The following is an 8,789-nucleotide window of genomic DNA, read 5'->3' on the forward strand; positions in this document are numbered from 1 at the left end:
TGAGTATTGGCGCTTTTTTAACTGTTTCTTCCCATGCCTCTTAGTATCAGTGAGTCCTCCACCTTGGCGATGAATGATCTCATCCTGAGGACCTTATCGGGGCTTGTTGATACGGCGTCGACACCCATCTCAACGAGTTTCCTCACCAGAACGTAATTTGTTGCAGCGTATCCAGCAGCATAGACCTCCACACCCCTTTCATGGCACGCAACAACCACCTCCTCAACCATTCCCAGGACCGCCGGGTGTGATAGATTGAAGATACGTGCAACACGGGTGCTCCTTCTGTCGGCTGCAAGGCTGCACATGGTGAGGTCACTGAGGCCAAGTGAGACAAAATCCACGCCTTCATCAAGGAGTTCATCTATCTGGAGTGCCATGGATGGTGTTTCAACGGATGCACCCACCCTGAGGTCCCTGTGGGGTCTTATGCCTGATTCATCAAGGATTTCAACTGCCTGGACATATTCAGGAATATCCCTTATGAAGGGAAACTTCAGCTCAAGGTTACTGTATCCAGAATCCAGGAGATTTCCCACGGCCTCAAATTCTGCTTTCAGGACCTCAGTATCCCTTAGATCCCTTTTCATGGCCCTCATACCCAGGAAGGGGTTTCTCTCCTGGGGCTCAGTATATCCACGGAGGTGTGTGAGTTCATCTGTCGGAATGTCGAATGTCCTGAAGCATACCGGTTTCGGGTGGAATGCTTCAAGTATCTCCTCAAGACCACTTTCAAGGACCCTGGAGAGTTCACCTTCCTTCAAAAGCAGGTAGGGGTGTTTTCCTGTCTCTATTACCATATTCTCTATTCTTACAGAGCCAACGCCGTCGGCGAATTCAGCAACCCTTGCTGCGAGCCACGGGAAATTCAGGTTCACCATGACCTTTGTGGCTGTCTCATGGAAGCCAATCACATCATCCCTGGACGCCCAGTCCATGACGCCCCGGTAGATGTTCCCGGTTTTACCATCCACAGTGACTATCATGCCCTCCCTGAGGACTCTGGTGGCGGTCTCTGTTCCAAGTACGCACGGTATTCCAAGTTCCCTGAGTGTTATTGCGGCGTGACTCGTGAGTCCACCGTAATCTGCTATAACAGCGGCTGCCCTTTTGATTTCAGGGAGCATATCCCTGGCTATCTTTTTGAGGACAGCCACCTCTCCCCATTCAAGACTGCAAGCATCCTCCAGGTTCCTTATTATACGCACCCTGCCGCTTCGCCTTCCGGCACCGGCACCCACACCCCTCAGGATCTGCATATGGTTTATATATGTTTAATCATGTTAAAATAGTATGCTCAATCTGCACCAGAATTCCTTCCAATTTGAACATTCCAGTAAATTAAAGGAAAAATTAATAAATTTTGGGTTTAGGTAAGAGAAATAATTAAATTTCAGTAGTCTATGTAGTCGAATCTGCTCTCAAGTATCATGACGAGGGCAAATCCGATTATACCAATCACCAAGGATATTATGATGGAGGTGGTATCCACCATCGCTATCTTGTTGTAGGGGAGCCTCAGGGTACCTATCATGAGGCCCACAAGAAATGACATGGTAACGGCCTCATGGTTCCTCAGCAGGTAATCCAGAACCCTTGAGAAGCTCATTATACCGATAGCCGCCCCTGCAAGGAATGTGAATATTTCAACGATGGCCATACGGTTCAGGACACCCAGCATGTACTCATACTGGTTCAGCAGGAGAAGTAGAAATGCACCTGAGATACCCGGCAGTATCATGGCACATATGGCCACGAATCCAGATATGAAGACAACAGGGAGGGTGTGGTTTGCCTGTATCGGGTTGAGGCCCACGAAGAGGTAGGCGAATATGAGACCCAGAGCACCTGATGCCAGGTTTTTGAGTGAAAAACCATCTATCTTCTGGTAGACCACATATGCAGAGGCGAGTATGAGGCCTGAGAAGAATGCGTAGGTGAATGCCACGTAGGTGGTTATGAAGAAGAGTATAACCTTTGATAGTGTGAGAATCGCACAGGCTATACCTGCAAGGAGGGGTACGAAGAGTTCAAAGTCGACCTCCTCCCTCAGGGACTTCCGGGCACCATCAAGGTCGCCGGTGATGAGGGGCTTTATGAATCCGAACCTTATCTTACTTATTGCATGTACCAGTCTCTCATAGATACCTGTTATGAGTGCGATTGTCCCGCCCGAGACACCGGGCATCACATCCGCGCTTCCCATGAAGAGTCCCCTGAGGAATATTGCCAGGAACCCCCTGAGTCTGTCATAGTAACCCATTTAAATCCTCCATGATCATGAATTGAAGAAGATATTTATAACCAGCCACCTTATAAATGTACCCTACCAGATGAGAATAAGGTGGAGATTGATGCGAATTTTAATTACCCTCATAAATGTAACCCTACCAGACCTCTGAGGCATGTTTTCTCAGGGCATCCACTATCTTTTTCACCTTGCTCTCACCCAGCATGAGGCGACTCCCCATTATATGCTCCGGGACCTGGCAGGGCTTCAGGATCCTGCAGTGCTCATCCTCCTCCATGATGGTGCAGGAGGCGCTGAGGAATGCAACCACAGCATTAACCCATGAGACATAGATATCCCTGGTTTCAAGGAATTCCTTGAGGGCTGCGGCATTTCTCTTGGCCTGGATGGACGGTGACCTGACCTCCTCCTTTTTGAGTTCATCGTTAAGGAACCAGCGGTCACCCTTCACGATGTAGTTCCCTGAATAGGACTTTGTCTCTATCACGTAGACCCCGGTTGGCCCCACAACCACGTGGTCCATGTTCCCGTATGCCCCAGGGAGCTGGATGTCGTTCAGGATGTGATACCCTTCAGGTAGGCGTCTGAGGCAGTTCGTTACTATTAGTTCACCCTCATGTCCCTTTCTCCAGCCCATACCTCTTCTTTCACTGGCCCTTCTCAGTGGCACCGAGAGGGCCATTAGAATGATTCCCAGAAGTAGGGGTGTGATGCCCCATGCCGTGCCTGTGACTGTAAGTAATATTCCGGCAGGTGTCATCAATGCCCCTGCAATGAGGATCAGGCGCCCTCCCCTCCAGAGCCTCCAGTAATTATCGGCCTTCCTATGGGTGTGGGTTTTTCTGCTGGATTCAGGGACATCTTTGGTGATTTTACGGTATTCATTGAGGTTTTTAACGTAGAGGAGTGGTGAGCCGCATTCATCACACTTGTGGAATGCCCAGAATTCCTCCTCACTGTTGATCTGCCAGTAGTGGTTACAGTTCTCGCATATGAGGTAGGCCATGCTATCACTTGAAAGAGATTTCCCTTTCCTACTTATAGGGGGGAGGTGATTATATTCTTTTCCATGTGTGCTGTTTTGTGTGCTTATGACAATACTGTCAGTGAATGATAAACAGTGCGGCAACCAGTACCCTTCGAGAGAGGTGGTCATCTACAACATGCCAGGCGGATCAATTAAAACCAGATTTCATATTTGCCCCTTATCTGAATTCATCGGAGTATTTATCCCTAAGGAACCTTAAAATGGATTCTGAATAAAATTCAAAGTCATGAAGTCTTTCATTGAGGATCTCGGCTATGATTGACGGGTCAACGTCGGTGTACATGTGGACGAGGATGTTCCTGAGACCCGCGGCTTCAGAGAACCTTTCTGCAAAATCAGATGGGAGTATGTCGTGTTTTTCAAGGATTTCTATAATGTCCCTGTAGGTTTCTGGCTTCTCAAGGTCTTCCATTGAGATTACCATCTCTCCGACATCAAGAGCTGATTCGATTGCAAGCTGGAGATTTCTTTCTATGGCGGATCGCAGGATATAATCATCCAGGAGTTCCCGCTCTGATACCCTGTGCTCCCGGAGGAAATCAACATAGGATGTCATGGTTTTTATCCGCTCAATTATTCTCTCAGTTTCATTCATTTTTCCATCTTCTCCTTTTCAGGTAATTCCTGAACCATCTTCTGTCGTAGTATCTCCTGTCAAGGTAATCTGAGAGTATCCTCTGCTCGAAGCCCACCTTGAGGGTGGGGTTTTCAGTGAGTGGTCTTCGTGCCTTTATTATCTCATAGTTCAGTTGGGGTGGTGCATCGTTCATTATCACGAGGTCTATCTTGTCGGAGCCGAGAATGGATGTGAGTTCTGATATCATCCTGAGTTTCATCCTGGCCCTTGCGTTCCTGTCAAGTTTATCTTCGAGCAGAACCCCTATGTCTATGTCACTGAGTGGTCCCTCTTTCTCATCTGCAACCGAACCAAAGAGGTATGCCAGCCTGACCTCATCCTTATCCTTAAAATAATTTCCAAGTTTTTTCTGGAGTTCTCTCATGACGCTTCATATTATGTCATGTTTCATTTAATAATCTTTAGGCTGGTGCAGATTCGGTGCGAAATGCAGGTATCTCCATCGTATGAGGTATATGTGGCGATGAATCCGGAGGTTTTTCGGGGCATTTTATTTTCATCACGCAAGACATTAAGATGACCCGGAGCTTTTGAGTGGGACTTCATTTTCATCAGAGCAATATCTTCGTTAAACGTCACTATTACGAAGGTATGGTTAATGGCTGCAACCTATTCATACCTGTCCCTGAAAACCATACTGAACTTCGTACCATTATCCACATCTAGTGTCATCTTACCGTTCAGCTGGTCGGTGAGGAGACTCACAAGTTTAAGTCCAAGGGTATCGGTACTCGAGGGGTCAATATCCTCTGGAAGGCCCACACCATCATCTGCCACCACCAGTTCTACTGAACCGTCGGCCCTTCTCATACCTATGGTTATGGTGCCTCTTCCATCGGGAAATGCATACTTGATGCTGTTGGTTACAAGTTCGTTGATGAGCAGCCCGAGGGGAATGGCGGTGTCCAGGTCAAGTTCCATGTCCTCAATCTCAAGATCTTTCCTGACACTTACCCCATGGGATATTATTATGTCCCCAACCAGTTTCTCCACGTATTCCCTGAAATTGACCCTCTCCAGTGACTCTGACTGGTAAAGGTGTTCATGTATCATTGCCATGGCCTTTATCCTTCCCTGACTCTCCCTGACTATTTTACGGAGTTCTTCATCCCCTATCCTTGAAAGCTGAAGGTTCAGGAGGCTTGATATTATCTGGAGGTTGTTTTTGACCCGATGGTGTATCTCCCGCAGAAGCACCTCCTTCTCCCTGAGGGACCTGAGTATCTCCTCCTCAGCCTCCCTGATATCTGTGACATCAACGAGTGAGGCCACGGTCATGGTGGTTCCTGGGATGGGATCCGCGTTCATCCTTATGTACTTTATGTTACCATGACGGTCACGGAACCTGAAGTTATAGATTCTTGGTGCAAGTGAAGGGTCCTTCATCCAGAGATGGTAATATTCTTCCATCCTTCTGAGGTCCTCGTCTGCTAAGAATTCCCTCCAGCTCTTTTTACCCTCTATCTCCTCCCTGGAGTAGCCGCTGAGTCTCTCAAATTCTCTGTTAACCATCAGTATGGTGGTGTCCTCATCAACTATGGTTGTCGCAGAACCGGTATTCTCGAATATGCTCCTGTATAAGCGCTCATTCTCCTTAAGCTTCTCTTCGAGCTGTTTACGTTCTGTTAGATCCCTGTAAACCGCGACCACCTCACCTGATGGGAGGCGGTAGACGAAGTTCTCCTTCCATCCGCTTATTCTATCATCACTGTAAAAGGCAAGAGGAAAGTGCTCTGCCCTTCCAGTCCTGTATACTCTCCTTAGAACCTCGAGGAGCCCGAAATCATCCAGACCTGGAAAGACCTCAGTCACCCTCCTTCCCAGTATTTCCTCACTCTTCACGCCCTCAACACGTTCAGCGGCACGGTTGAAATCCCTGATTATGAAGTCCTCGCCATCATCAACCGCCTCATAGACGGCCACGCAGCTATCGATGTACTCGAAGAGTTTCCTGTAGCGCTCCTCCCCAAGGATGATCCTGCTCATGACAAAATCAATGCAGCTTTTAAGGTCGTCATCATCCACGGGCTTCTCAATGCAGCCATATGGACAGGTTAATACAAGATTCCCTTCATCCTCAAAGTCTATGAGGTACATGATGGGGGTCCCGGTGTCTCCAGGAATCCAATCCCCCACCCTCTGGGGGGTTGTGTGTATGAGGATCAGGTCGGATTCAGTTTTCTTGATATCTTTAAGACTTGTGGCCACATCCACACTGAAACCATGGCGCCTCAGTTTTTCCTCTAAGTCAGGAGCACCATCGCCATCCTTCACGAAAAGAATTCTGAACATTCACCTCAGCCCTTGAGCAGTAATTTATGTTTCATCATCACCCCTGAATAGCTTTTTGGTCCTCATCTCCTCAAGGTTCGAGACGATGCGCTGCAGGTCACCTCCGGGGATGCTCACCATGACATCATCATCCTTGAGGCCCATGTACCTCCTTGAGCCCACATCCCCGAAACCATAGGTCACCTTACCTGTGAGGTAGGGGAGTGCTGCCATTGAACTGCATATGGGTCCTGAGTCGGCCCCGAGGCCATGTGAACCTGAGTCATAGGCGCTGGCATGGAGGACCTCCATTGCCTGCCTAGCATTGCAGAGGATGAATATGACGTCTGGCTCATATTCAGCAAGTTTAAGAGGGGCGAATATAAGGGCTCTGAAGATACCTGCTTCAACGTTCATGTTACCCCTCCATGAGCGCTGCACCGCCGGTATGTTCCTGTAGACCCCCATGGGCACAAGGAAAGCGCCGCTTCGCATGTTCGCAGGGAACTCGGATGGATCCCTCAGGCCAGTGTACCTTGCACCCCCCATGCACTCCTCCTCATCCCGGGTCGCATAGAAGACCTCCCCATTCATTGCCTTCACGAGTTTTTCACAGAACCTTGATTTACCATTCTCCCTTTCAATGTCTGCTGGTTCCCTGACGGACCATTTTATGGCCACGGGTTCATTTTCAAGTTTTAGGAGTTCCTTAAGTTTTTCCCCCAGTTCATTAGTATCCAATAGAACACCCCACTCTTATTCACATGTTTTTAATTTTTGTTTGAAATTATTTTAATCATTGCCCAACGAGTTAATGTGTATTCTGAATATGTATTGAAATCAACTGCCCCTTTAAACTACTGAAAACGTTGGAAATCAAGGACTATCAAATTTGGTGCCACGATAAAGTTTATAATTTTAGAAGTCACTATGAATTATAAACTGAATGTTGAAGGGGAGGTGTAGATGGTTAATGAAAACTCTGAATCAGGGAATACACTTTATTGCACGAAATGCAGGAAGGAAATCCCAAATGGTTTTAAATTCTGCACCAACTGTGGAACCCTCATTGTAAAAAATAGGGGGTTACACATTGATGGGGAGCAGATTACATCACATGATGATATTAAAATCTGCCCCGAATGCGGCTATAAACTAGCCCCTCAATCACGTTTCTGCACAAACTGCGGGAAAAGGATCAGTACCCTGAGGGTAGTCTCCAGGTGCCCTCATTGCGGTAAAGATGCCAAACCAGGGCAGCGGTTCTGCATTGAATGTGGCGAATCATTGGTTAAGGCAAGCCCTACATCTGAGGATATAAGCAAAGCCCTGGCAATAAAAAGATCAAAATCAGAAAACAAAGAGGAATCTAATTATGAGAATAAACTTAAACAGGAAGTCTATAAACTGGAATCCAGATTTTTTAATACCTTTGATGAGATTATTGATTCTGCAGACACTCTCCTTAAGGGAAGAAGTTTGAAAAGGAATTCCTTGAGGGAAGATGATTGCGGTTATATTGTGTGTGATACATGTAAAACGTACTACAGGCTCAGACCATGGGATGATCCTCAGGAATTCTTAAAGAAATGTGAATGTGGTGGAACCCTCATTTTCATGGAAGAACTAAGGTGATATAATGGCTGGTGAAATAAAAAAACTTAACCTTCTCCATCCCAGTGAATATGAGCACCCACTGGACCGCCAGGCTCTTCAGCTCCTTGAGGGTACACCTGGACTTGAATCCCTCGTAAGAAAATACAACAAACATTATATTGAGAGGGTATTACGTTTAGTATATACTGGCAGTAACATAAAGGTTAACGAAAATAGTTTTCCAGAACTTAATGACATTTTCATGGAAGTCTGTGAAACACTTCATTTGAAGAGGATACCCCAACTCTATATCGAAGAGAACTCAGAAATTAATGGCTTCACAGTAGGTTCTGAAAAGCCAGTGATTGTTTTAACATCAGATGCGATCGATTCTCTTACAGATGATGAATTAAGATATTTGATTGGGCATGAAGTTGGACATATAAAAAGTGGCCATATGGTATATCAGACGATAGCGAAGGATTTAGGTTTTTTGGGTGATTTGATAGGTGCTGCAACCTTGGGTATTGGCGAGATAGTTAGTATAAGCCTTGAACTTGCACTACTCCACTGGCAGCGCATGTCGGAATTTACAGCAGACAGGGCAGGTCTTCTTGCTTGTCAAAATGATGATGCGGTTATAACTACTCTGATGAAATTAGGGGGAGTTCCAAAAAAATTTTACAATAGAATCAAAAAGGATGCCTTTATTGAACAGGCCAGAGAATTTGAGGGATACGATTATAATAAACTTGATAAGATAGGTAAGATACTAATAGCATCGCTTTCGACTCATCCATGGAGTGTTATGAGGGCATCAGAAATACTTAAGTGGATTGAATCGGGGAAATACGGTGGCATAATAGAAAAATACAGTGGAAATCCTTCTGAAATAGAATTAAGTTGTCATAAATGCGGAACAGCTCTAGTGGGTGATGAAAACTTCTGTGGGATCTGCGGATCAAAATTGTGGGGTAGGTGAGCCC

9 protein-coding genes are annotated in these 8,789 nt (G+C 46.4%); 2 read left to right on the forward strand and 7 right to left on the reverse strand.

The genetic code is table 11. From position 1 onward, the window contains the following. Positions 1 to 17 precede the first annotated feature (17 nt). The 7 genes from AB9H23_RS02890 to AB9H23_RS02920 form a co-directional block, all read right to left on the reverse strand. Positions 18 to 1,259: a putative PEP-binding protein gene (locus tag AB9H23_RS02890; RefSeq protein WP_321211924.1), complete on the reverse strand. Its 1,242-nt coding sequence runs from the start codon at positions 1,257 to 1,259 to the stop codon at positions 18 to 20. A gap of 134 nt (positions 1,260 to 1,393) precedes the next feature. Further along, positions 1,394 to 2,206 carry a DUF368 domain-containing protein gene (locus tag AB9H23_RS02895; RefSeq protein WP_321212145.1) on the reverse strand — a complete coding sequence of 271 codons (813 nt, stop codon included), beginning with the start codon at positions 2,204 to 2,206 and terminating at the stop codon, positions 1,394 to 1,396. A gap of 181 nt (positions 2,207 to 2,387) precedes the next feature. After that, complete coding sequence (locus tag AB9H23_RS02900) at positions 2,388 to 3,257, reverse strand: NERD domain-containing protein (RefSeq protein WP_370005459.1); 870 nt, start codon at positions 3,255 to 3,257, stop codon at positions 2,388 to 2,390. Positions 3,258 to 3,456: 199 nt separating this feature from the next. After that, positions 3,457 to 3,894: a DUF86 domain-containing protein gene (locus tag AB9H23_RS02905; RefSeq protein WP_321211926.1), complete on the reverse strand. Its 438-nt coding sequence runs from the start codon at positions 3,892 to 3,894 to the stop codon at positions 3,457 to 3,459. Then, on the reverse strand, positions 3,887 to 4,300 hold the full coding sequence (locus tag AB9H23_RS02910) for a nucleotidyltransferase domain-containing protein (RefSeq protein ID WP_321211927.1): 414 nt from the start codon (positions 4,298 to 4,300) through the stop codon (positions 3,887 to 3,889). Before AB9H23_RS02910 ends, AB9H23_RS02905 begins: the two co-directional genes overlap by 8 nt. Before the next feature lie 245 nt (positions 4,301 to 4,545). Beyond that, positions 4,546 to 6,228, reverse strand: coding sequence for a PAS domain S-box protein (locus AB9H23_RS02915; RefSeq protein ID WP_370005461.1), 1,683 nt, complete (start codon positions 6,226 to 6,228; stop codon positions 4,546 to 4,548). Positions 6,229 to 6,252: 24 nt separating this feature from the next. Then, the gene (locus AB9H23_RS02920; protein ID WP_370005463.1) at positions 6,253 to 6,948 is read right to left on the reverse strand and encodes a DUF169 domain-containing protein; all 696 of its coding nucleotides are present in this window, start codon (positions 6,946 to 6,948) and stop codon (positions 6,253 to 6,255) included. Between the two features lie 225 nt (positions 6,949 to 7,173). Here AB9H23_RS02920 and AB9H23_RS02925 point away from each other — a divergent pair, with 225 nt between their 5' ends. Both AB9H23_RS02925 and AB9H23_RS02930 read left to right on the forward strand, forming a co-directional pair. Continuing rightward, complete coding sequence (locus AB9H23_RS02925; protein ID WP_370005464.1) at positions 7,174 to 7,842, forward strand: zinc ribbon domain-containing protein; 669 nt, start codon at positions 7,174 to 7,176, stop codon at positions 7,840 to 7,842. Positions 7,843 to 7,846: 4 nt separating this feature from the next. Beyond that, complete coding sequence (locus tag AB9H23_RS02930) at positions 7,847 to 8,785, forward strand: M48 family metallopeptidase (RefSeq protein WP_370005466.1); 939 nt, start codon at positions 7,847 to 7,849, stop codon at positions 8,783 to 8,785. Positions 8,786 to 8,789: the final 4 nt, after the last annotated feature.

This window comes from Methanothermobacter sp. KEPCO 2 (assembly GCF_041228365.1).
Taxonomy (GTDB): domain Archaea; phylum Methanobacteriota; class Methanobacteria; order Methanobacteriales; family Methanothermobacteraceae; genus Methanothermobacter; species Methanothermobacter marburgensis.

Excerpts from the sequence above, each read along its gene's own strand:
- AB9H23_RS02890 (WP_321211924.1), bottom strand. The coding sequence starts at position 1,259 with ATGCAGATCCTGAGGGGTGTGGGTGCCGGTGCCGGAAGGCGAAGCGGC.
- AB9H23_RS02930 (WP_370005466.1), top strand. The coding sequence starts at position 7,847 with ATGGCTGGTGAAATAAAAAAACTTAACCTTCTCCATCCCAGTGAATAT.
- AB9H23_RS02925 (WP_370005464.1), top strand. The coding sequence starts at position 7,174 with ATGGTTAATGAAAACTCTGAATCAGGGAATACACTTTATTGCACGAAA.
- AB9H23_RS02915 (WP_370005461.1), bottom strand. The coding sequence starts at position 6,228 with ATGTTCAGAATTCTTTTCGTGAAGGATGGCGATGGTGCTCCTGACTTA.
- AB9H23_RS02910 (WP_321211927.1), bottom strand. The coding sequence starts at position 4,300 with ATGAGAGAACTCCAGAAAAAACTTGGAAATTATTTTAAGGATAAGGAT.
- AB9H23_RS02900 (WP_370005459.1), bottom strand. The coding sequence starts at position 3,257 with ATGGCCTACCTCATATGCGAGAACTGTAACCACTACTGGCAGATCAAC.
- AB9H23_RS02895 (WP_321212145.1), bottom strand. The coding sequence starts at position 2,206 with ATGGGAAGCGCGGATGTGATGCCCGGTGTCTCGGGCGGGACAATCGCA.
- AB9H23_RS02905 (WP_321211926.1), bottom strand. The coding sequence starts at position 3,894 with ATGAATGAAACTGAGAGAATAATTGAGCGGATAAAAACCATGACATCC.